Consider the following 20,957-nt stretch of genomic DNA (forward strand, 5'->3'; position numbering starts at 1 on the left):
GGAGGCCATGCCACTGACCGGAGAATACGAACCGAGCACGCTGGACTGGGCCCGTAAGAACGCCGAGGAGATCATGGCCTCCGGCGGCACCCAGGGAATGCAGATGCGCGGGATGGCCGTCATCCTGCTCACCACGATCGGCGCCAAGACCGGCAAGATCCGCAAGACCCCGCTGATGCGCGTCGAGCACGACGGCGAATACGCCATCGTCGCCTCGCTGGGCGGGGCACCGAAGAACCCGGTCTGGTACTACAACGTCAAGGCTCACCCGCGCGTCGAGCTCCAGGACGGCACCGTCACCGGCGACTACGAGGCGCGCGAGGTGTTCGGCGACGAGAAGGCCATCTGGTGGGAGCGCGCCGTTGCTGCCTACCCGGACTACGCCGACTACCAGGCCAAGACCGACCGGCAGATCCCAGTCTTCGTGCTCACCCCTGCCTGACCCGCGTCTGCGGCGTGGCACCATATACCGGTGTCCGCCGCGCCGAGCCAGTCAGCCCAATCGGGCCTGTCCGCCACCGAGGTGGAGGCTGCCGCGCGCCGGATTGCCGACCTCGTCACGCCCACCCCGCTGCAGCACAGTGACCGACTGTCGCAGCTGACCGGTGCCCGGGTCTACCTCAAGCGCGAGGACCTGCAGGTCGTCCGCTCCTACAAGATCCGCGGCGCCTACAACCTGCTCATGCAGCTGCGCCCGAGCGAGGTCGCCGCCGGCGTCGTGTGCGCATCGGCGGGCAACCACGCCCAGGGCTTCGCGCTGGCCTGCCGCTCCATGGGTATCCACGGCCGGGTCTACGTACCGGCCAAGACCCCGAAGCAAAAGCGCGACCGGATCCGCTACCACGGCGGCGACTTCATCGAACTGATCGTCGGCGGCTCCACCTTCGACATCGCCGCGGCCGCGGCCGCGGACGACGCCGCGCGCACCGGTGCAACCCTGGTTCCGCCGTACAACGACCTGCGCACCATGGCCGGACAGGGCACCGTTGCCGTGGAGATCCTGGAACAACTCGGTCGCGAGCCCAACCTCGTCGTCGTTCCTGTCGGCGGCGGTGGCTGCATCAGCGGCATCACCGCCTACCTGGCCGAGCGCACCCAGTCGACCGCGGTGCTGGGCATCGAACCGGCCGGCGCGGCGTCGATGGTGGCCGCGCTGGCCGCGGGTGAGCCGGTCACCCTGGAGCACGTCGACCAGTTCGTCGACGGCGCCGCGGTGGCCCGTGCCGGTGACCTGCCCTTCCAGGTGCTGTCGGAGGCCGGGGACATGGTGTCGCTGACCACCGTCGACGAGGGCGCGGTGTGCACCGCCATGCTGGATCTGTACCAGAACGAGGGCATCATCGCCGAGCCCGCCGGCGCGCTGTCGGTGGCCGGACTGATGGAAGCCGACATCGAACCCGACACCACCGTGGTTTGCTTGATCTCCGGCGGCAACAACGACGTGTCCCGCTACGGCGAGGTGTTGGAACGCTCCCTGGTGCACCTGGGCCTGCGGCACTATTTCCTGGTCGACTTCCCCCAGGAGCCCGGCGCGCTGCGCGGCTTCCTCGACGAGGTGCTCGGCCCCAACGACGACATCACCTTGTTCGAGTACGTCAAGCGCAACAACCGGGAGACCGGGGCGGCGCTGGTCGGCATCGAATTGAGCTCTGCCGGAGACCTTCCCGGGCTGTTGGAGCGGATGAAGACCTCCGAATGCCACATCGAGATGCTCGAGCCCGGAACGCCGGCGTATCGCTATCTGACCTGAGACAGCGCACAGCTGCGGCCAGTACGGTGGGAGTCATGACCACGTTGCAGAGCCCTGCCGTCGCTACCGTCCTGGATCGGATGTACGCCGAGAGCGGTGCCCAGTTCGAGCAGTTGCGCTCACCGGACTCGCCGCTGCGCGCCGGGATGAAACGGCTGGCGGGCGCCAGCGCGCAGGAGCGCGCCGACGCCCTGGCCGAGGTGTACATGCCGGTGTCCCCGGAGGCGGGCCGGCTGCTGTACTCCCTGGTGCGCGCCACGAGACCGGCGGTGGTGGTGGAATTCGGTATGTCCCTGGGTATTTCGGCGATCCACCTGGCCGCCGGGGTCCGTGACAACGGGACCGGCCGGGTGATCACCACCGAACTGTCGGCGGTCAAGATCGCCGCCGCCCGCGCGACGTTCGACGAGGTGGGGCTGGCCGAGGAGATCACCATCCTCGATGGCGACGCCACCCAGACCCTGGCCGACGTGGACGGGCCGGTCGGGCTGGTGCTGCTGGACGGGTGGAAGGAGCTCTATCTGCCGGTGATCAAGCTGCTGGAGCCCAAACTCGCCCCGGGTGCGCTGATCCTGGCCGACAACACCAGCCACGCCGAAACCCAGCCCTACCTCGACTACGTACGGGAGCCCGGCAGCGGCTACGTCAGCGTGAACATCACCGAGAACAAAGGCGGGGACGACCCCGACGGCATGGAGATCACCTGCTGGACGGCCCGGGGCTGACGGAACGGGCCGCCACCGTCGCGGCCAGCACCAGGGCCACGACGATCGCCCACGGCACCAGCACAGCGACCAAGGGCAGCAGCGCGGCGGTCCCGGTGAGCCACGCGGCGCTCGCCAGCATCGCGACCAACGCCACGGCGGCCACCCCGATCAGGGTGAGGCGGCTGAATCGTCGGCCGGCGACCAGGGCAGGGGCCGGCTGGGTGTCTACGGGATGGGTGGCCCAGTCGGCGTCGCGGTACACCAGTCGCGCGGTCAGCACCATCGCCACCAGCACCACGGCGGTGAACACCCAGGCACTTAGCGCCAGCTGAACACCGCCGCTGAGGATGTGCCCGCTGGCGCACCCGCCTGCCATCCGGGCGCCGAACAACACCAGGAACGACCCACCGAACGCTGCGGCGGCCCGGCGCCCGGTGCTCGCGCCAAACCGGTTGCGCCACGACGGCGGCAGCACCGGCCGGAAGCCGCCGAACCGGCGGGCGATCAGCACCGCGGACACCAGGCCGCCGAACATCACCCCGACGTCGGTCAGCGGCTCCCAACCGATGCCGCGAACCACCTCGGCGGTGTAGTCGTAGCCGGGCAGCACCAGCTTGCCGACCAGCCACGAATACGTGGTGGACTGGCCGAAGATCTGCCGCAGGAAGATCGCGGCGACGACCAGCGTCGCCACCGAGGCCGCCACGATCAGGATCCGCCGGGCGTAGAAATCGTCCGACGTCACCAGGTCCTTGTCGCCGGCAGTGCCCCCACCGCCACTGTCGCGGACCAGATCGACGGTCCCTTCCCGCAGGTAGGCGTTGGTATCGGCCATCCGGGCGCGGTCGTGCTCATCTAGGCTGCAGCTGCGCAGGTGCCGCAGGCAACTACTGGTGCCGCCGGAGTAGCGGGGCAGGAACAGCAGGGCGCCGAACATCAGCACCGCGTAGCCGACCGCCACCAGGAACGTCAGTCCCGGCCGGAAGCTGTTGATGTTGCCGGTGACGATCAGATCCCCGTAATTCGCCGCGTGCACCAGCCATTTTCCGACCGGCGTCTGGTACAGCAGCGTCCAGGCCACCGCGCCCAGCAGTGCGCCGGGAATGGCGTACAGCGCGTCGCGGCGCCCCTCGCCGAACGCGATCCACTCGGTGCCGGGGAAGTAACCGCTGATCGCGACGCCGATCCCGAACAGCAGGCCGCCGAGCAGCACACCCCACAGGTAGAGAGGCTTGGGCCCGAAATGCATGGCGAAGCCCAGCGCGTGCAGGCCGTAGAGCAGTACCGCGCCGATCGCGGTGACCGAGGCGAAGCAGCCGATGATCAGTCGGTCGAGCAGACGTGCGGTGCGGATGACGGTCTCCGGGTTGCCGATGCCCCAGTGTGCGGCCGGAATGCCGAAACCCATCCCGACCAGCAGGCCCACCCACAGGGGTGCGGTGACACCGATATGCATGCCGCGCAGTGTAATCAGGAAACCTGAATACCCCCTGGGGTTTTTACTGTGACGGTGTTCTCAGTACCGCGAACGACTCGCCGGCCAGCACCGTCGCACCCTCGCCGACCTGGGGATCTCCCCAGGCATAAACGATCTCCCCGGTCACCGGCACCGCCACCGGATCCGGGCCGAAATTGCCGGCGATCGCCAGCGAACCCCGGTGCATCACCAGCCAGCGGGCGTCCTCGTCGAAGTCGACCCGCAGGTGATCGAGCCGGAAGTCCGCCAGATCCTCCTCGGAGCGGCGCAGTGCGATCAGCTCCCGGTAGCAGTCGAGCAGCCGGGCATGCGACCCCGATCCCAGCTCCGTCCAGTCCAGTTTCGAGTCGGCGAAGGTGCGCTCATCCTGCGGGTCGGGGATCTCCTCGGCGTCCCAACCGTGCTCGGCGAACTCCGCGCGGCGCCCGACCCGGGTGGCCTCGGCCAGCTCCGGCTCCGGATGCGAGGAGAAAAACTGAAACGGGGTCGACGCGGCCCATTCCTCACCCATGAACAGCAGCGCGGTGAACGGGCTCAACAGTGCCAGCGCCGCACTGAGTGCCAGCTGCCCCTCGCTCAGGTATCCACTCGGCCGGTCACCGGCCGCCCGATTGCCGACCTGGTCGTGCGTGCAGGTGTAGGCCAGCAGCCGATGCCCCGGAATCGCGGCGGTGTCCAGCGGCCGGCCGTGCCGGCGCCGGCGGAACGACGAGTAGCTTCCGGCATGGAAGTAACCGTTCTTCAAGGTCTCCGCCAGGGTGGCCAGTGAACCGAAATCGCCGTAGTAGCCGTGGCGTTCGCCGGAGACCGCGGTGTGCAGCGCGTGGTGGATGTCGTCGTCCCACTGCGCGGTCAGTCCGTAGCCGCCGTCGGCGCGCGGGGTGATGAATCGCGGGTCGTTGCGGTCGCTTTCGGCGATCAACGTCAGTGGACGGCCCAACTGCCCTGCCAGCGCATCGGTTTCGGCCGCCAGCTCCTCCAGGATGTGTACCGCGGTGGTGTCCACCAGCGCGTGCACCGCATCCAGCCGCAACCCGTCGGCGCCGAAGTCCCGCAGCCAGCCCAGTGCACAGTCGATGATGTAGCGGCGCACCTCGTCGGAATCGGCGTCGGCGATGTTGATCCCGTCGCCCCACGGGTTGCTGGCCGCCGACAGGTACGGACCGAACCGCGGCAGGTAGTTGCCCGACGGGCCCAGGTGGTTGAACACCACGTCCAGCAGCACCCCGAGACCGCGGGCATGGGCACCGCGGATGAACCGCATCAGTGCATCGGGGCCGCCGTAGGGTTCGTGCACGGCGTACCACAACACCCCGTCGTACCCCCAGCCGTGGCTGCCGGCGAACGCGTTGACCGGCATCAGCTCGACGAAATCGACCCCGAGATTCACCAGGTGATCCAGCCGGTCGATGGCCGAGTCCAGCGTCCCGCCGGGCGTGAACGTGCCGATGTGCAACTCGTAGATCACCGCGCCCTCGAGGTGGCGGCCGGCCCAGCCGGTCTCCGTCTCATGCGGGTGACCCCGGCTTCCCCTCGGCTCCGCCGGCGCTTCGCGACCGCTCCGCCGAGCCTCGCCGGACCACCCGGAAGCCGGTGGCTGCCACAGCGCCGAGGCGGCGTGCACGCCGTCGGGCTGGCGCCGCGACCGCGGATCCGGCAGCAACGTCGGGTCGTCGTCGAGCAGGAAGCCGTACCGGCTGCCGTCGCCCGCCTCGACCGTCGCGCGCCACCAGTTGTCCTCATCGCGGCGCATCGGGTGGGCGACCCCGTCGACCTCGACGCGTACCCGCTCGGGCCGCGGCGCCCAGACGGCGAACTCCTGCTCAGCCATCGGCGCGCTCCAACAGCGCCACGGCTGCAGCGTCGAACAGCACCGCCAGCGGCACCCGCCCGGACACCGCGCCACCCCCGACCAGATCGGCCCAGCGCCCCGGAGGCAACTCCAATGTGGTGTTCTCCCAGCCGGTCTGCGCCAGGGCGACGGTCCACCGGGACACCGCGACGACGACGTCGTCACCCCGGGCAAACGACACCAGGTGCGCCGCGCGGGGCCCGTCGGCGATCAGCGGACGGTACTCGCCGGACAGCAACGACGCCGGACGGCGGCACCGTAACCGCAGCGCCGCGGTCACCACGTCGAGCTTCGGGTGGCCGTCGGCCAGCGCGGCGCGGCGGGCGGCGAAGTCGACCGGCCGCCGGTTGTCCGGATCGACCAGACTGTCCTCCCACAGCTCGGTGCCCTGATAGACGTCCGGCACGCCGGGAACGGTGAGGGCCAGTAGCTCCTGTGCCAGCGCGTTGTCGCGGGCGTGCGGGGACAGCTGAGCCACCAGCATGCTCAGCCCGTCGGCAACCGGTCCAGCGCACACCGCGTCGATCCAGGCGTGCACGGCCGCCTCGAACTCGGTATCCGGATCGGTCCAACTGGTGTGCAGACCGGACTCCCGGATCGCCTTCTCGGCGTAGGCGTGCAGCCGGGACCGCAGCTCGTCGTCGACGTTGCCGTCTTCCGGCCACACCCCGAAGATGTTCTGCCACAGGAACAAACCGGTCATCGGATCGGGGGAGGAGGCCACTTCCTCCCATGCCGCCACCTGGTCGGCCCAGACGTCGGGAACTTGCGACAGCACCGAGATCCGGGCGCGCACGTCCTCGCCGCGCTTGGTGTCGTGCGTGGTCAGCGTCGTCATCGACGATGGCCAGTACCGGCTGCGCTGCGCCGCGGCGCGGTGGAACTCCGCGGCGCTGACGGCGAATCCGCCCGGACTGCAACCGACTTCGTTGCCCGACACCAGCACCGGGTCGCGGTAAAACAGGCAGTCCTCGACCGCCTTCGCCGTCACCGCGCCGCACAGCTGCTGCAGCCGGGCGGCCGGCTCCGGCTGCTGCACCGCCGCCGACACCAACAGCAGCGGGTCGGCCAGCTCCGGCCGGGCGAGGACCACCTCGGCGATCACCCGGCCCAGCATCGCCGAGAGCCCGTGGTAGTCGCAGCGGTACACCGGGATCCGGGAGACCAGCGCGACGATCGCCTCGGCCAGCAGCTCGTGATCGTGGCCGACGGCGGCGATCACGCACCGGCGCAGCCGCGACAGCTCCGCCGGCAGCGTTTCGGTCGCAGCCGAGCACTTGAGCTCGGTGACCGTCGCCGCTACCCGGGTCCGATCGAATCCGGCGGCGCCGGCCAGCGCGGTCAGCGCCGGCTCGCCCGCGGGATCGACGAGTACGCCACCGATCTCCCGCAGCGCGTCGTAGCCGGTGCTGCCCTGGACTGCCAGCGTCGGCTCCAGCGCCTCGTCGGCGGCCAGGATCTTCTCGACCACCAGGTAGGCGTCCGGGCCGACCAGCCCGCGCAGCCGGTGCAGATACCCGGCCGGATCGGCCAGTCCGTCGGGATGATCGATGCGCAGCCCGTCCACCAGCCCCTCGTCGAACCAGCGGCGCACCTCGGCGTGGCTGGTCTCGAACACCTCCGGATCCTCCTGGCGCAGCCCGGCCAGATCGGTGATGGAGAAGAACCGGCGATAGCCGCATGCCCCGGTGCGCCAGTCGACCAGCCGGTAATGCTGTCGGGCGAGCACCTCCACCGGATCGCCACCCCCGGTACCCGCGGCGATCGGAAAGGCCTTGTCCCACAACCGGAGGCGATCGCCGTCGATTCTCAGCCCGGCCAGATCATCCTCGGATCCCAGCACCGGCAGCACGATCCGGCCCTCATCCAGGGCCCAGTCGATGTCGAAGAACCGGGCGAACCGCGACGACCGGCCGTGGGCGAGAACGTCGGACCACCACGGGTTGTACTGCGGCAGTGCCACACCCAGGTGATTGGGCACAATGTCGACGATCAGCCCGATACCCCGGTCGCGCGCAGCCGACGAGAGTCGCGCCAGCCCCTCCGGGCCGCCGAGCGCCGACGACACGCTGGTGGGATCGGTGACGTCGTAGCCGTGCTCGGAGCCGGGTGCCGCAGTCAGGATCGGCGACAGGTACAGGTGTGAGATCCCGAGGTCGGCGAAGTAGTCCAGCAGGTCGGTGGCCTCGTCGAATCCGAAGCCGGGCCGCAGTTGCAGACGGTAGGTCGACAACACCGGGAACGCCATGGGTCAGCCCGTCTTCCGCCAGACCAACACCGACCGGCCGGGCAGCGTGAACGTTTCGCCCGCGCCGAGCATCCGATCACTGAACCCGTCGGGCGCGGAGGTGTCCAGCGCCGCCGTCCACTGCCGGGCATAGCTCTCATCCGGCATCGCCACCGGGATCGCGGCCAGGTGGGCATTGAAGCACAGCAGGAAGGAATCGTCGACGACCCGCTCGCCGAGGTGACTGGGTTCGCGGATGGCCGCCCCGTTGAGGAACACGGTCACCGACTTGAAACCGGAATACCAGTCGCCGTCGGTCATTTCCAGGCCGTCGCGGGTGAGCCAGGCGATGTCGCCGATCTCGTCGGCGGTGTGGACCGGCTTGCCGTTGAAGAACCGGCGCCGCCGGAACACCGGGTGGTTGCGCCGCAGTTCGGTCGCCCGGCGGACGAAGGCCAGCAGGTCGGCGTTGGTGTCGCGCATGGACCAGTCCATCCAGGACAGCGGAGAGTCCTGGCAGTAGGTGTTGTTGTTGCCCAGCTGGGTGCGCCCGATCTCGTCGCCGTGACTGATCATCGGGGTGCCCTGACTGACCATCAGGGTCGCCATCATCGCGCGCATCTGCCTGCCGCGCAGTTCCAGGATCCTCGGATCGTCGGTGGGGCCCTCCACGCCGCAGTTCCAGGACCGGTTGTGGCTTTCGCCGTCGCGGTTGTCCTCGCCGTTGGCCAGATTGTGCTTCTCGTTGTAGGACACCAGGTCTGACATGGTGAAACCATCGTGGGCGGTGACGAAGTTGATGCTGGCGCTGGGCCGGCGCCCGGTGGCCTCGTACAGGTCCGACGAGCCGGTCAGCCGGGACGCGAACTCGCCGAGGGTGGCCGGCTCCCCGCGCCAGTAGTCGCGCACGGTGTCGCGGTACTTGCCGTTCCACTCGGTCCACAGTCCGGGGAAGTTGCCGACCTGATAGCCGCCCTCGCCGACGTCCCACGGCTCGGCGATCAGCTTGACCCGGCTGACTACCGGATCCTGCTGCACCAGGTCGAAGAACGCGGACAGCCGGTCGACGTCGTGCAGCTCGCGAGCCAGCGTGGAGGCCAGGTCGAACCGGAACCCGTCGACGTGCATCTCGGTCACCCAGTACCGCAGTGAGTCCATGATCAGCTGCAGGGTGTGCGGGTTGCGGGCGTTGAGACTGTTACCGGTACCGGTGTAGTCCTTGTACAGCCGCTGGTCCTCATCGAGCCGGTAGTAGGCGGCGTTGTCGATGCCGCGGAAGTTGATCGTCGGTCCCAGGTGGTCGCCCTCGGCGGTGTGGTTGTAGACGACGTCGAGGATCACCTCGATGCCCGCCTCGTGCAGGCCCTTGACCATCAACTTGAACTCGGCCACGGCGCCGCCGGCGTGGCGGGTCGCGGCGTACTGATAGTGCGGAGCGAAGAAGCCAACGGTGTTGTAGCCCCAGTAGTTTCGCAATCCCAGGTCCAACAGCCGGTGGTCGTGCAGGAACTGATGGCACGGCATCAGCTCGAGCGCGGTCACATTCAGCGACTTGAGGTGGTCGATGATGACCGGATGCGCCAGCGCGGCATAGGTGCCGCGGATGGCGTCCGGGACGCCGGGGTGGGTCAGGGTCATGCCCTTGACGTGCGCCTCGTAGATGATCGTCTCGTGGTACGGGATCCGCGGTGCCCGGTCGTTGTCCCAGGCGAAGTACGGGTTGATCACCACCGAGGACATCGTGTGCCCGGCCGAGTCCACCCCGGGCGGCACCCCGCCGGTCGCAAGATCCTCGGCGTTCAGGTCGTAGGAATACAGCGCCTGGCCGAAGCTGAAGTCGCCGTGGAAGGACTTGCCGTACGGATCCAACAGCAGTTTCGACGGGTCGCAACGCTGGCCGGCGCTCGGATCCCACGGGCCGTGCACCCGGAATCCGTACCGCTGCCCGGGCGCCACCCCCGGCAGGTACGCGTGCCAGACGTGGCCGTCGACCTCGTCGAGGGTGATGCGGGTTTCGGTGTCGTCGTGGTGCAGCAGCGCCAACTCGACCTTTTCGGCCACCTCGGAGAACAGCGCGAAGTTGGTGCCGGCCCCGTCGAACGTCGCACCCAGGGGATAGGGCGACCCGGGCCACATGGAGGTGATGCCGGACTGGCTGCGGTCGGCGTCCGCTCCGACGGGAAGCTTGCCTGCAGATACATTCGCCCGGCCGACGCTCATACGAGTGACCCTAACCGTCCCGGCGTCGCGCGTCTCACCACCAGCCGGTGGCCTCGCCCATCTGCCTGCCCAACTCATCGGTCATGGACCGCATATAGGTCGCGGTGAAGTGGTGGGAGTCGTGGTAGATCAGCACGTTGCCCTCAACGGCGCGGCAGAAGTCCGGCCGGCACACCGCATCGCTCATGTCCAGCGGGCGCAGCACCGGGTACTCGCCCAGATAGTTCAGTGTCGGATTGGTGTCGGCCAGCACCACGTCACGCTTGATGCCGCAGGAGACCGCGTTTCCGCCGCGGGACAGGCAATCCCGCGGAAAGAACGGGTTGCCGTTCTTCACCAGCCACGGCGTGTCGCGCATGGCCAGCACCGGTATTCCGGCGTTGTTGAGGATGTCCCAGATACCGACGTAACCGGCCGGCATCACGTCCCCGGGCTTGATGTTCCACGGCCGGGTGGAGGTGGTGAAGACGAAGTCGGGCTGGTCGTTGACCAGATCGGTCATGGTCTTCTCCACCCACTGGTGGCATTCGGGGTAGGGGGCGTTGTTGCCCATGATCAACGGCACCGGCTCGGTGGTCAGCGCGCAACCCATCTTCAGGTAGGTGACGATCTTGAAGTGGTGAGCCTTGCCCAGCAGATCCAGTGCGGTGATCCAGTGCTCGGCGTGTGAACCGCCGGCCAGGGCGACCGTCCGGGTGGCGTTGGCGTCGCCGTAGACGCATTTGATGACGTCGACGTTCTTGAAGTCGCTGATGCAGTTGTCGGCGGTGGTGACCGGTACGTCGTCCTTGGCCTCCATCGGTGTCGGGCGCATCGGCACCTTCGGCACCCGGACACCGCGCAGCAGTGCGCGCGCACCCGGGTAGTCCCGCGGATTCAGGGTGGCCAGCGCGGAGTTGTTGGCCCGCTGGGCCACCACCTCCTTGCTCCAGGCGATCGACGTGCCCACCAGGCCGGCCGCCAGGGCAACGATCACCACGGTCAGCGCCGCGACGGGCCGCAGGAACTGGAATCGCAGCGCCGGCCGGGCCAGGCTCGGCGCGTCGGGGACGGGATTCTGGTGCCGCAGCGGCTCCTCCACGAACCGCATGGTCAGATACGCCAGCACACCCGATATCAGCAGGATGACGGCGCCGTCGAGGAAGCCGGCGTGCGGCCGCCCGGTCCCGGCCAGCCAGAAGATCAGCAACGGCCAGTGCCACAGGTACAGCGCATAGGCCATCGAACCCAGCGTCACGAACGGCGACCACGCCATCAGCCTGCTGACCGCCGGCAACCGGTCCCGGGTGCGACGGTCGGCCTGCCGGTTCGCCGCGGCCAGGATCATCAGCACCGTCGCGCCCACCGGCACCAGGGCCCACGGGCCGGGGAACTCCTTGACCCCGTTGATCCACATTCCGCAGGTCAGGATCAGCCCCATCGCGACGAAGGCGGCGACGTTACGCAGCCACATCGGCCAGCGGACCAGGGGAACCGCGGCGCCGGCCAGTGCACCGGCCAGCAGTTCCCAGGCGCGCGCGAAGCTGTCGTAGTAGGCGCGGGTCTGGTCGGCCCGATGCTCGAAGATCGCGTAGACGAACGACGCCACCGTCGCCGCGATCAGCACCACCAGGAACACCGTGCGCAGCTTCGGGCCGCGCCAGGGCCGCAGCAGCGTTGCCAGTCCGAGCACCAGGATCAGCATCGCCAGGTAGAACTGGCCCTGCACCGACATCGACCAGATGTGCTGCAGCGGACTGACGGCCTCCCCGGCCCGCAGGTAGTCCGCGGCGGTGTTGGCCAACTCCCAGTTCTGGTAGTAGCCGAGACTGGCCAGCGTCTGGTCGGCGTAGGTTTCCCACCGGGTCTGCGGCTGGATCCACACCGTCAACACCGCGCCCGCGGCGAGCACCAGGATCAGCGCCGGGAGCAGGCGCCGCACCAACCGGGTGAACTGGTGCACGGGCCGCAGCGGCGCCGCCGGGTTCAGGGCGGTACGCAGCAGTTTCCCGCCGAAGAAGAAGCCGGAGAGCACCAGGAAGACGTCGACACCACCGGACACCCGCCCGAACCAGACGTGGAACAGGGCGACCAGACCGATGGCCACACCGCGAAGGCCGTCGAGATCGTGTCGGTAGAAGCCCGTCTTCCTGGTCCCCATCACGGCCGGGGTGCCAGGCTCGGCGGGCGGAACCGGCCGATTCGGGGTCGAGGTAGCCATTGTCGCCTGACAGGTTACCCAACTCACCTGGGTGAACTCGAACTGCGACAACGGGCCTTTTGCGTTGAGACAGAGCCCACGCCGGGAAAACCAGGGAAATTTCGGCGTGAATTCTGGATGAACGGGGAATGCCGGTCTCGGCAGTGCAGCGCTGCCGATACCCTGGCAACCCGTGCAGCCGCCCGCGATGTCCGCGTCCCAGATCAGTGCGATCGACGCCGCGCACATCTGGCATCCGTACGCCCGGATCGGTGCGGCCGCGCCGGGCGACGGCGGCGAGCTGGCCCCCGTCGTGGCCACCGCGGCCCGCGGCGCCGAGCTCACCCTGCACCACGACGGCCGCGAGATCGTCGCCCTCGACGCGATGGCCTCCTGGTGGACGGCGGTGCACGGCCACGGGCACCCGGTCCTCGACGCGGCCCTGACCCGCCAGCTCGGCGTGCTCAACCACGTCATGTTCGGCGGTCTCACCCACGAGCCGGCCGCCCGGCTGGCCCAGCTACTGGTGCAGATCACCCCCGAACCCCTGCAGACCGTGTTCTTCTCCGACTCCGGCTCGGTGGCCGTCGAGGTCGCGGTCAAGATGGCGCTGCAGTATCAGCGGGCCCGCGGACTGACCGGCAAACACCGGCTGATGACCTGGCGCGGCGGCTACCACGGCGACACCTTCACCCCGATGAGCATCTGCGATCCCGACGGCGGCATGCACACCATGTGGAACGCCGGCGAACACTCCCTGCTGGCCACCCAGATCTTCGCGCCGCAGGTCCCCACTCACTACGACCCCGCCTACAGCGCCGCCTTCGAGGGGCAGCTGGCCGCGCACGCCGCCGAGGTCGCCGCCGTCGTCGTCGAACCCGTCGTCCAGGGCGCCGGCGGGATGCGGTTCCACGACCCCCGCTACCTCACCGACCTGCGCGCGGCCTGCGACCGCCACGACGTGCTGCTGGTGTTCGACGAGATCGCCACCGGCTTCGGCCGCACCGGGGAACTGTTCGCCGCCGATCACGTCGGTGTCAGCCCCGACATCATGTGCGTCGGCAAGGCGCTGACCGGCGGGTACGTCACCCTCGCGGCGACCCTGTGCAGCACCGAGATCGCCGGGGTGATCAGCGCCTCGGACGACGGCGCGCTGATGCACGGCCCGACCTTCATGGCCAATGCGCTGGCGTGTGCGGTATCGGTGGCCAGCGTCGAGCTGCTGATCGGACAGGACTGGCGGGCCCGGGTCGCCGAGATCGGCGACGGGCTGCGCGATGGCCTGGGTCCGGTCGCGAACCTGCCCGGGGTGGCCGACGTCCGCACCCTCGGGGCCATCGGGGTCATCGAGTGCGATCGGCCCGTCGACGTCGCCGCTGCCACCCGCGCCGCGTTGGACCGCGGCGTGTGGCTGCGGCCGTTCCGCAACCTGATCTACGTCATGCCGCCGTTCATCTGCACCCCGGCCCAGATCGAGCAGATCACCCTCGCCATGACGGCGGCCGTCCGTGCGTTAACCTGAACACCGTTCAGGAGGGAGTCCGAAGGTGACGCGAGCCGCCCTATCGCCACTGGCCTGGCTCGACCGCGTCGCCGAACGCCGCCGCGCCGCGAACCTGCGCCGCAGCCTGCGCACCCGCGGACCCGTCGGGACCGAGCTGGACCTGGCGCGCAACGACTACCTCGGCCTGACCGACCACCCGGAGGTGATCGCCGGCGCCGTCGACGCGGTGCGCACCTGGGGCGCCGGATCCACCGGATCCCGGCTGGTCACCGGCAACACCGAACTGCACGAGCGGTTCGAGACCGAACTGGCCCGATTCGTCGGCGCCGAGTCGGCGCTGGCGTTCTCCAGCGGCTACACCGCCAACATCGGCGCGGTGGTGGCACTGACCGGAACCGACTGCCTACTGGTGTCCGACGAGCTCAACCACGCCTCGCTGGTCGACGCCGCCCGGCTGTCGAAGTCCCGGGTGCAGATCAACCCGCACCGCGACACCGCCGCCGTCGAGAAGATCCTGGCCGCCCGCGACGAGGAACGCGCCGTCGTGGTCACCGAGTCGGTGTTCTCCACCGACGGAGTCCTGGCACCGCTGCGCGAACTGCACAGCGCCTGCCGCCGCCACGGCGCACTGCTGCTGGTCGACGAGGCGCACGGGCTGGGCGTCCGCGGCGCCGGCGGGCAGGGCCTGGTGCACGAGCTCGGCCTGGCCGGGGAACCGGACATCGTCGTCACGGCGACGATGTCCAAGGCGCTGGGCAGCCAGGGCGGCGTGGTGCTCGGCCCGGCGGCCGTGCGTGCCCACCTGATCGACGCCGCCCGGACCTTCATCTTCGACACCGGGCTGGCGCCGGCTTCCGTCGGCGCGGCGCTGGCCGCACTCGGCGTGCTGGAACGCCACCCCGAACTCGCCGCGGCCGTGCTCGACAACGCCGCGGCCCTGGCCGGCGCCTGCGGTGCCGATCGCCGCCCGGAATCGGCCGTCGTCTCGGTCATCCTCGGCGATCCGCAGCGGGCCCTGGACGCGGCGGCGGCGGCCCTGGAGCGCGGTGTGCGAGTCGGGGTGTTCCGGCCGCCAACCGTGCCCGAGGGCACCTCCCGGCTGCGGTTGACCGCCCGCGCCTCGCTGACCGCCGACGAGCTTACCCAGGCGCAGCAGGTGCTGACCGACGTGCTGCGTCCCGGTTCCTGAGGTCCCGTGAGCCTGCTGTTCGTCACCGGCACCGACACCGGAGTCGGCAAGACCGTCGCCACCGCGGCGCTGGCCTCTCACGCCCGGCAGGCCGGACTCGACGTCGCGGTGTGCAAACCTGCGCAGACCGGTACCGCCGACGGCGACGACGATCTGGCCGAGATCGGCCGGCTCGCCGGCGTCACCCGGCTGTCAAGCGGTGCGCGCTACCCCCAGCCGCTGGGGCCGGTCGCCGCGGCCGAAGTGGCCGGCATGGCGCTGTGGGACGCCGACGAACTGCTCGCGGTGATCCGCGCCGCCGATGCGCCGGGCCGGTTGACCCTCGTCGAAGGCGCCGGGGGGCTGCTGGTCGCCCTCGGTGCGGGCGGGGTGACGCTGCGCGATCTGGCCCGGCGCTTGGGCGCCCCGGCGCTGGTGGTGGTCCGCGCCGGGCTGGGCACCCTTAACCACACCGCCCTGACCTTGGAAGCGCTTGCCGCCCAGGGGATTTCGTGTGCCGGATTGGTCATCGGGTCGTGGCCGGCGCAGCCGGGGCCAGCCCAGGTGAGCAACCGCGAGGCGCTGGCCGGCCTGGCGCCGGTGCGGGCGGTGCTGCCCGCCGGTGCGGGGACGTGCACATCGGCGGACTTTGCCGCGCTGGCCCGCGACTCGTTCGATCCCGGTTGGGTGGCCGGGCTGGTGGCCGGCACCGGGGGAGCGGGATTCCGAGCGTTCCCCTCGTTTCATTGACGGTGGCCGGCAAGGCCGGCAGCACCGCGCTGGCTACCGCCACGGTCCGCGCCGCCGAATCGCTGCAGGCGGGAATGCTCGTCGATGGTGAACCTCAGCACCGATAAGCGGCGGTGCGGGCGGTGCTGCCCGGCGGTGCGGGTGCCTGTCTCCGCCGGACTTCGCCGCGCGTGCGGCCACCGCCTTCGATCCCGGCTGGGCCGCGGGGCTACTCTCGGCGGGTGCGCAAACCGCAGGCGGCCGCGACGTCTCTGGGTCTGATCGTCCTGGGTCTCACACTGCTCGGCTGCAGCCGCCCGCAGGCGCCGGACCGCGACACCGAAAATGATTCGGCGGCAATCGAATCCGCTCTGCGCCAGTGGTCACACGATTTCACCGCCCGCAACCTCCCGGCGGTGTGTGGACTGTTCGCCGACGATGCGGTACTGGCCTATCCGGGTGCCCCCGACCGCGACCGGAAAGCATTCTGCAATCAGATCGGCGCGCTGTTCGCCGACCCGGCGAAGCACTACAGCTACGCCGAACCGGAGATCTCCGGGATCCTGGTCGACGGCGACCTGGCCGTCGTCCGCCTGGTGTGGACCCTGACGACCAGCGACGTATCGGACGCCGTCGTCGACACCAGTCGTGAGGATGGGCTCGACGTCTTCCGGCGCCAGCCCGACGGAACGTGGAAAATCTACGTCTCGCACGCATTTCCGCGATAGTGCCCATCGAGTCAGCGGCCACGCAGGCGGCGATCCGCCGTATTGGCAGCGATCGGTGCTGCGTCCGTGATCTCGAAGGGGTGGCCGATTGCCAGGCACGGCCGGTGGCGTGGGTCAATCGCGCGGCAGCGTGAGGCGGCTGCACGCCGACGTACCGCATCGAGCGGCGATCCCGTCGATCAGCAGCATGAGCCCGAACGCGAACCGGGTGCCGGCGTCGTCGTCGAGCACCGGTGAGTCGCCGGGCAACGCGGCACCGGCGGCGTCCCACTGCAGCCGGGACTGCTCGTCGACGGTGAAGCCCAGCACGTAGTAGACGACGGTGCGGGCGGCCAGCGCCGGTTGGTCCCCGGTCAGCCCGGCCTCGGCCGCGGCCGCACCGAGGCGGTCGACGATCACGCGCACGGCCGTGGACTGTCCCGCGGCGAAGCCGGCGGAGACGAGTTCGGCGCCATCGGTCCGCGACAGCAGCGCGTCGCGCAACCGTCGCGCCACCGCACCGATGACGTCGGGCCAGTCGCCGGTCAGCCCGGCCAGTTCCTCGACGGCCGGGCGCAGCAGCTCGTCGGCCACCGCGCCGAGCAGCTCCTGCTTGCTGGTGAAATGCCAGTACAGGGCGCCGACGGTGACGTCGAGCTCACGGGCCAGCCGGCGCATGGTCAGGTCCGCGATACCGTAGGCGTCGAGGACCTCGGTCGCCTTGGCGACGATGGCCGATTTTTGGTAGGGGTCGCGTTTGTGCTGTGGCACGGCGCTAGCCTAACCTGAACACCGTTCAGGACAAGTGTGCAGGAGGATGCGGGTGACGCAGGCGGCGACCGATGTGCTGGGCCTGGCCCGCGAGCAGGTGCTCGAGCGGGGCGAGGGACTGTCCAAGGATCAGGTCCTGGAAGTGCTTCAGCTGCCCGACGACCGGCTCGAAGAACTCCTGGCGCTGGCCCACGAAGTGCGCATGCGCTGGTGCGGCCCCGAGGTCGAGGTCGAGGGCATCATCAGCCTCAAGACCGGCGGCTGCCCGGAGGACTGCCACTTCTGTTCCCAATCCGGCCTGTTCGCCTCCCCGGTACGGAGCGCGTGGCTGGACATCCCCAGCCTGGTCGAGGCCGCCAAGCAGACCGCCAAGTCCGGCGCCACCGAGTTCTGCATCGTCGCCGCGGTCCGCGGACCCGACAAGCGACTGCTGTCCCAGGTCGCGGCCGGCATCGAGGCGATCCGCAACGAGGTCGACATCCAGATCGCCTGCTCGCTGGGCATGCTGACCCAGGAGCAGGTCGACGAGCTGGCCGCCATGGGCGTGCACCGCTACAACCACAACCTGGAGACCGCGCGCTCCTTCTTCCCCAACGTGGTCACCACCCACACCTGGGAGGAACGCTGGGGGACGCTGGAGATGGTGCGCGAGGCCGGCATGGAGGTCTGCTGCGGCGGCATCCTCGGCATGGGTGAGACCCTGGAGCAGCGCGCGGAATTCGCCGCCGACCTGGCCGCCCTCAACCCGCACGAGGTGCCGCTGAACTTCCTCAACCCGCGCCCGGGCACCCCGTTCGGTGACCTGGAGGTGCTGCCGGCCGCCGATGCGCTGCGCGCGGTCGCCGCGTTCCGGCTGGCGCTGCCCAAGACCATGCTGCGCTTCGCCGGCGGCCGGGAGATCACCCTGGGCGACCTTGGCGCCAAGCAGGGCATCCTCGGCGGCATCAACGCCGTCATCGTCGGCAATTACCTCACCACCCTGGGCCGCCCGGCCGAGTCGGACCTGCAGCTGCTCGACGATCTGCAGATGCCGATCAAGGCGCTCAACGCCAGCCTGTGATGACCGACCAGCTGCCGGAGATCGTCGGCGCCGGAAAGTTCAACGTCTACACCGGAATCGCCGCCGATTCCGCGGCCGGCGCCAAGGTCCCCACGGCCGCTCAGCTCGGCCTGGAGGCGCCGCGGTTCTGCGCGGCCTGCGGACGACGGATGGTGGTGCAGATCCGGCCCGACGGCTGGTGGGCCAAGTGCTCCCGGCACGGGCTGGCGGATTCCACGGAGCTGGATACACAGCGGTAAGTCGCAACCCGGGCTACGGTTTCCTGCTATGCCCACGCGATGTTTCCGGCGAATCCTCTACCTGCTCGTCGTATTGTTGATCGCCGGGACCGGTGCATTGGTCGGTGGCGTGCCCGCAGCGTCGGCGGAGGGCCGGCACTACGTCATCGCCACCGATATCACCTTCCCACCGTTCGAATTCCAGGACGAGCGCGGCAACTTCGTCGGCATCGACATGGATCTCATCCACGCGATCGCCGAGGACCAGGGCTTCCAGGTCGACATCAAACCGCTGGGCTTCGACGCCGCGCTGCAGGCCGTGCAGGCAAACCAGGTCGACGCGGTGATGGCCGGCATGTCCATCACCGACGAGCGCCGGCAGACGTTCGACTTCTCCGACCCGTATTTCGACTCCGGCATACAGATGGCCGTGCTGGCCACCAACGACGACATCCGGACCTACGCCGACCTGCGGGGCAAGCGGGTCGCGGTCAAGAACGGCACCGAGGGCGCCGCGTTCGCCGAATCCATCAAGAACCACTACGGTTTCAGCACCGTCTCGTTCGCCGACTCGTCATCGATGTACGACGAGGTGCGCACCGGCAACTCGGTGGCGGTCTTCGACGACTACCCCGTGCTGGCCTACGGAATCGAACAGGGCAACGGGTTCAAGACGGTGACCGCCAAGGAAGCCGGCAACAGCTACGGGCTGGCGGTCAACAAGGGCCGCAACGCCGAATTCCTGCAGGCCTTCAACGCCGGCCTGCGCAATCTCAAGGACTCCGGGCGCTACGACGAGATCGTCGAACGCTATCTCGGCGCCGCAGCCATCACCCCGGACAACTCATTCCTCGGCCTGCTCAAGAGCACCTTCCCGCTGCTGATGCTGGGCCTGCGGATGACGCTGATCCTCACCGCGGTGTCCATCGTGATCGCATTGGCGCTCGGTGTGCTGTTCGGGCTGCTGCGGGTGTCCCGGTCGGTCTGGCTACGGGCCATCGGCACCACCTACGTCGACATCTTCCGCGGCACGCCGCTTCTGGTGCAGGCCTTCTTCATCTACTTCGGCATCCCCACCGCGCTGGGGATCCAGATGTCGGCGATGACGGCCGGCATCATCACGCTGTCGCTGAACGCCGGCGCCTATATGACCGAGATCGTCCGCGGCGGCATCCTGTCGGTGGACAAGGGGCAGATGGAGGCCGCCCGCAGCCTCGGCATGGGCTACCTGCCGACGATGCGCAAAGTCATTCTGCCGCAGGCGTTCCGCACCATGATCCCGTCGTACATCAATCAATTCGTGATCACCCTCAAGGACACCTCGATCCTGTCGGTGATCGGCATCGCCGAACTCACCCAGACCGGGCGGATCATCATCGCCCGCAACTTCCAGTCCTTCACCATGTGGCTGATCATCGGCATCATCTACTTTGTCGTGATCATGACGCTGACCAAACTCTCGGACCGGATGGAGAAGAGGTTGGTGAAATGACCCAGGACACGGCTGCGGATACCGTCAAGATCCGAATCGAGGGACTGCACAAGTCTTTCGGTGACCTGGTGGTGCTCGACGGCATCGACACCACCATCGCCCACGGCGAGGTCGTCTGCGTGATCGGGCCGTCGGGATCGGGCAAGTCGACGTTCCTGCGTTGCCTGAACAAGCTGGAGGACATCACCGCCGGGCGGGTCATCGTCGACGGGTTCGACCTGACCGACAAGCGCGTCGACCTGGACCGGGTGCGCCAGCACATCGGCATGGTGTTCCAGCACTTCAACCTGTTCCCGCACCTGAGCGTGATCGACAACGTCACCCTCGCGCCGCTGGTCACCAAGAAGATGGACCGGTCGGCCGCCGAGCGGCGGGCGATGGAGCTGCTCGGGCAGGTCGGCCTGGCGGACAAGGCGCACGTCAAGCCGTCCACGCTGTCCGGCGGGCAGAAGCAGCGGGTGGCGATCGCCCGGGCGCTGGCGATGAACCCATCGATCATGCTGTTCGACGAGGCCACCAGCGCCCTGGACCCGGAGATGGTCGGCGATGTGTTGGAAGTGCTGCGGGAACTGGCCCGCGGCGGCATGACGATGGTGGTGGTGACCCACGAGATGGGATTCGCCCGGGAGGTCGCCAGCCGGGTGATCTTCATGGCCGGCGGGCACATCGTCGAGGAGGGCCCGCCCGCCGAGATCTTCGACCACCCCAGACATCCACGGCTGCAGGACTTCCTGTCCAAGGTGCTGTAGCGCTCAGTCCCGGGCTGCGATCTTCCCGGCGATCATCGTCGCGACGGCGTTGGCCCGGTGCTCAGCCATTGATCCACTACCGCGTCCACCGACCGAGTATCGACCCGCCGCGGGTAGGGTCGGAACGGTTGTTTGACGGAAAGGGCG

17 protein-coding genes are annotated in these 20,957 nt (G+C 69.2%); 11 read left to right on the forward strand and 6 right to left on the reverse strand.

The features are described from left to right. Positions 1-7 precede the first annotated feature (7 nt). The 3 genes from G6N16_RS12315 to G6N16_RS12325 are packed head-to-tail and all read left to right on the forward strand — an operon-like array spanning position 8 to position 2,475. Entirely contained in the window at positions 8-442 is a 435-nt protein-coding gene (locus G6N16_RS12315; RefSeq protein WP_083033695.1) for a nitroreductase family deazaflavin-dependent oxidoreductase, read from the forward strand. Positions 443-472: 30 nt separating this feature from the next. After that, entirely contained in the window at positions 473-1,750 is a 1,278-nt protein-coding gene (ilvA, locus tag G6N16_RS12320; protein ID WP_083033696.1) for a threonine ammonia-lyase IlvA, read from the forward strand. Between the two features lie 35 nt (positions 1,751-1,785). Next, positions 1,786-2,475, forward strand: coding sequence for an O-methyltransferase (locus G6N16_RS12325; protein WP_235674068.1), 690 nt, complete (start codon positions 1,786-1,788; stop codon positions 2,473-2,475). Here the strand turns inward: G6N16_RS12325 and G6N16_RS12330 are convergent. The 5 genes from G6N16_RS12330 to G6N16_RS12350 all read right to left on the reverse strand — a co-directional run bounded on the left by G6N16_RS12330 (position 2,450) and on the right by G6N16_RS12350 (position 12,433). Continuing rightward, positions 2,450-3,913 carry a YeeE/YedE thiosulfate transporter family protein gene (locus G6N16_RS12330; protein WP_083030209.1) on the reverse strand — a complete coding sequence of 488 codons (1,464 nt, stop codon included), beginning with the start codon at positions 3,911-3,913 and terminating at the stop codon, positions 2,450-2,452. The two genes, G6N16_RS12325 and G6N16_RS12330, sit on opposite strands and share 26 nt — an antisense overlap. Positions 3,914-3,956: 43 nt before the next feature. Then, on the reverse strand, positions 3,957-5,765 hold the full coding sequence (treZ, locus tag G6N16_RS12335) for a malto-oligosyltrehalose trehalohydrolase (protein WP_083030210.1): 1,809 nt from the start codon (positions 5,763-5,765) through the stop codon (positions 3,957-3,959). Beyond that, positions 5,758-8,034, reverse strand: a complete 2,277-nt coding sequence (treY, locus tag G6N16_RS12340; RefSeq protein WP_083030211.1) for a malto-oligosyltrehalose synthase — start codon at positions 8,032-8,034, stop codon at positions 5,758-5,760. Before treY ends, treZ begins: the two co-directional genes overlap by 8 nt. A 3-nt stretch (positions 8,035-8,037) precedes the next feature. After that, positions 8,038-10,149 (reverse strand): glycogen debranching protein GlgX, encoded by a 2,112-nt coding sequence (glgX, locus tag G6N16_RS12345; RefSeq protein ID WP_234805793.1) that lies wholly within the window; start codon positions 10,147-10,149, stop codon positions 8,038-8,040. 118 nt (positions 10,150-10,267) lie between these two features. Then, positions 10,268-12,433, reverse strand: coding sequence for an acetyltransferase SucT (locus G6N16_RS12350; protein ID WP_083030213.1), 2,166 nt, complete (start codon positions 12,431-12,433; stop codon positions 10,268-10,270). Positions 12,434-12,620: 187 nt separating this feature from the next. Between G6N16_RS12350 and G6N16_RS12355 the strand changes: the two genes are divergently transcribed. From G6N16_RS12355 to G6N16_RS12370, 4 genes are all read left to right on the forward strand, one after another. Next, entirely contained in the window at positions 12,621-13,934 is a 1,314-nt protein-coding gene (locus G6N16_RS12355) for an adenosylmethionine--8-amino-7-oxononanoate transaminase (protein ID WP_083030214.1), read from the forward strand. 25 nt (positions 13,935-13,959) lie between these two features. Beyond that, positions 13,960-15,105: an 8-amino-7-oxononanoate synthase gene (locus tag G6N16_RS12360; protein ID WP_083030215.1), complete on the forward strand. Its 1,146-nt coding sequence runs from the start codon at positions 13,960-13,962 to the stop codon at positions 15,103-15,105. A 6-nt stretch (positions 15,106-15,111) separates the two neighbouring features. Further along, the gene (gene bioD / locus G6N16_RS12365) at positions 15,112-15,834 is read left to right on the forward strand and encodes a dethiobiotin synthase (RefSeq protein ID WP_083030216.1); all 723 of its coding nucleotides are present in this window, start codon (positions 15,112-15,114) and stop codon (positions 15,832-15,834) included. Positions 15,835-16,055: 221 nt separating this feature from the next. Continuing rightward, a complete protein-coding gene (locus G6N16_RS12370) occupies positions 16,056-16,541 on the forward strand; it encodes a YybH family protein (protein ID WP_083030217.1) in 486 nt (161 codons plus the stop codon). Between the two features lie 114 nt (positions 16,542-16,655). Here G6N16_RS12370 and G6N16_RS12375 read toward each other — a convergent pair whose 3' ends face one another. Beyond that, positions 16,656-17,291, reverse strand: a complete 636-nt coding sequence (locus tag G6N16_RS12375; protein WP_234805787.1) for a TetR family transcriptional regulator — start codon at positions 17,289-17,291, stop codon at positions 16,656-16,658. 46 nt (positions 17,292-17,337) lie between these two features. Between G6N16_RS12375 and bioB the strand changes: the two genes are divergently transcribed. From bioB to G6N16_RS12395, 4 genes are read left to right on the forward strand one after another with little or no spacing between them, the layout of a single operon-like run. Continuing rightward, a complete protein-coding gene (bioB, locus tag G6N16_RS12380; RefSeq protein ID WP_110810793.1) occupies positions 17,338-18,351 on the forward strand; it encodes a biotin synthase BioB in 1,014 nt (337 codons plus the stop codon). Then, positions 18,351-18,590 carry a biotin synthase auxiliary protein BsaP gene (bsaP, locus tag G6N16_RS12385; protein ID WP_083030218.1) on the forward strand — a complete coding sequence of 80 codons (240 nt, stop codon included), beginning with the start codon at positions 18,351-18,353 and terminating at the stop codon, positions 18,588-18,590. Before bioB ends, bsaP begins: the two co-directional genes overlap by 1 nt. Before the next feature lie 28 nt (positions 18,591-18,618). Beyond that, complete coding sequence (locus G6N16_RS12390; RefSeq protein ID WP_083030219.1) at positions 18,619-20,061, forward strand: amino acid ABC transporter substrate-binding protein/permease; 1,443 nt, start codon at positions 18,619-18,621, stop codon at positions 20,059-20,061. Further along, complete coding sequence (locus G6N16_RS12395; RefSeq protein ID WP_083030220.1) at positions 20,058-20,810, forward strand: amino acid ABC transporter ATP-binding protein; 753 nt, start codon at positions 20,058-20,060, stop codon at positions 20,808-20,810. The genes G6N16_RS12390 and G6N16_RS12395 overlap by 4 nt, the downstream gene beginning before the upstream one ends. Positions 20,811-20,957: the final 147 nt, after the last annotated feature.

It is taken from the genome of Mycolicibacterium insubricum (assembly GCF_010731615.1).
Taxonomy (GTDB): Bacteria; Actinomycetota; Actinomycetes; order Mycobacteriales; family Mycobacteriaceae; genus Mycobacterium; species Mycobacterium insubricum.